Here is a 2,557-nt window from a genome sequence, read left to right as displayed (position 1 = left end):
TGCGCGATTGCGCACGGGGGCCGGGAGACCCATACGCCGCGGCCCGTGGAAAGGGCACAAGCGGCGTCGGCTTTGCTTCCCAATTGAGATCGGTGGTTATGGGTCCCGGCTTTCGCCGGGAGACGTAGGTTGTTGAGCGCATCGCCCCAGCGCCAGCGCCGGGCGCTGGCGTAATCGGCCTTGGTGCGGCGGGGGATCCTGGCGACCGCGACGCCCTCGGGCGTGCACAGCTTGGCGGCAACCTCGACCTTGCCGACATCCGGCTGCGCCAACACGCGGGACGGACGCGCCGCGACTTCGGTGCGGCTCAGCGCGACATAGGCGAAGCGCTCGTCCTCGAACGGGGCATCGGCGCCCTTGACCTGCTTGTGGGCGCGCGAGCGTTGCAGGCGCTGCGAGAAATGGCACCAGTCGGGCGCAACCAGGGGACAGCCGCCGTCATGCGGGCAGGGGGCAATGACATGCGCGCCGGCGGCGATCAATTGTGCGCGCAGCGCGATGATCCGCGCATAGCCCGCGGGTGTGCCGGGCTCGACGACCAGCAGCGTGTCCTTTGTCCTGGCCCACATTGCGTCGATGAGCGCGGTGCGCTCCGTCTCGTTGAGCTCGTTGATCATGTAGCTCGCGATCACGAGGTCGGCCGCCTCGGCATGCGCGACGAAGGTGCGGGCCTGTCCAAGCTCATAGGTGATGCCGCGCAGGCGGCCGCTCTTGCGCGTGAGGTCCAGCGCCAGCGTGCGCAGGGCCGTGTTGGCATCGAGCAGGATGAAATCGTGCAACGACGAGAACACTTCCGCTGCGGCCCAACTCGCCGTGCTCGGTCCGGCGCCGACATCGAGCAGGCTCGTTGGTGAAAAATCCGGCCGGATCTCGGTCAGCGCATTCAGGCTTGCGACCACCGCGGCATAGGTCGCCGGCATCCGCGCCAGCGCATAGGCCAGCGCATCGATCTCGGTCCTGATCGTCCCGGAGCCTCCGCCCGCACGATAGGTTTCCGAGATCACGGTCGCGCGGCCGGCGGCGTCGCTGCGCGACAGGCCTTCGAGTTTTGCGTTGAGCGCAGCGCGCAGTTCGGCGGGGAGATCGGGTGAAGTCATGGCTTGCCGTCATCTTCACGCCATTCCGGAGCGGCGCAAAGCGCCGAATCCGGAATCTCGAGATTCCGGGTTCGGTGCTGCGCACCGCCCCGGAATGACGACATGATACCTTAAGCCACGTTCTGGTCGAGGATATCGACCGCGCCCTGCAGGTCGACCGACACCAGCTGCGACACGCCGCGCTCGGCCATGGTGACGCCGAACAGCCGGTTCATCCGCGCCATCGTGATCGGATTGTGCGTGATGATGATGAATCGCGTGTCGGTCGAGCCGGTCATTTCGTTCAGCAGGGTGCAGAACCGTTCGACGTTGTGGTCGTCGAGCGGCGCGTCGACTTCGTCCAGCACGCAGATCGGCGACGGGTTGGTGAGGAACACCGCGAAGATCAGGGAGAGCGCAGTCAGCGCCTGCTCACCGCCCGAGAGCAGCGACAGCGTCTGCGGCTTCTTGCCCGGCGGCTTGGCGATGATCTCGAGGCCGGCTTCCAGCGGATCATCGCTCTCGATCAGATGCAGCGCGGCTTCGCCGCCGCCGAACAGCTCGGTGAACAGCCGCTTGAAGTGGTTGTTGACGGTTTCGAACGAGGTCAACAGCCGCTCGCGCGCCTCGCGGTTGAGGCTCTGGATGCCCTGGCGCAGCCGCTTGATCGCCTCGACGAGATCGTCGCGTTCGGTGGTCAGCGCGGTGTGCTGGGTCTCGACTTCCTTCAACTCTTCTTCGGCGCGCAGATTGACCGCGCCGAGCCGCTCGCGGTCGCGGCGCAGCTTCTCGAGCTCTTCCTCGACCTGGCCGACCGGCGGCAGCTCCGCGCCCGGCTCGATCTCGGCCATGCCGACCACCGCGCTCGGCTCGACCTCGAGCATGTCGTGGATCTCGCGCTCGATGTCGGCGAGACGGCGGCGGGTGCCTTCCATGCGCTCTTCGGCGCGCGCGGTGGCTTCGCGGGACGACGACAGTGCTTCGAGCGTGGCCTTGGCGACGCGGTCGGTCTCCGCCATCGCGGCTTCCGCGGTCGCCAGCGCGTCGGCGGCGATGCGGCGATCGCCCTCGGCGTGCTCGATCTCCGAGATCAGCGCGCTGCGCTTCTCGGCGAACACTTCCGGCGCGTTGGCCAGTTCCTCGCGCTCGGCCGACACCTCGGCGATACGCTCCTCGATGGTCCCGACCTGTGAGGCGGCGCTGGTCTTGCGGCTCTGCCACTCGTTGCGTTCGGCGACGATCGCCTGCACGCGGCGATCGGCGAGCTCGGCCTCGCGGGCGAGCGCCTGCGCTTCGGCGCGGACTTGTGCTGCGGCACGGCGCTGATTGTCGATCTCGGCGCGAACCGCGGCGAGCTGGGCTTCGGTCTCGACACCCGGCGGCAATTCGGACAGCGCGGCAGCTGCGCTCTCATGGGCGGCTTCGGCCTCGGCGCGGTCGGCGGCGACGCGGCTGTGCGCCTCGGTCAGCGCCGATTTGCG

1 protein-coding gene and 1 pseudogene are annotated in these 2,557 nt (G+C 68.3%); both read right to left on the bottom strand.

From position 1 onward, the window contains the following. Positions 1–134: 134 nt before the first annotated feature. Positions 135–1,097 (bottom strand): annotated as a pseudogene (locus H8A95_RS42525) (small ribosomal subunit Rsm22 family protein); the annotation flags it as partial. Between the two features lie 110 nt (positions 1,098–1,207). Beyond that, positions 1,208–2,557, bottom strand: a 1,350-nt coding sequence (locus tag H8A95_RS42520; RefSeq protein WP_229188385.1) for a chromosome segregation SMC family protein, incomplete at its 5' end; no start/stop codon positions are given.

This window comes from Bradyrhizobium oropedii, assembly GCF_020889685.1.
In the GTDB taxonomy this organism is placed as follows: Bacteria; Pseudomonadota; Alphaproteobacteria; order Rhizobiales; family Xanthobacteraceae; genus Bradyrhizobium; species Bradyrhizobium oropedii.
The sequence above is the reverse complement of the archived record's forward strand: the minus strand, read 5'-3'. Positions and strand labels throughout refer to the sequence as shown.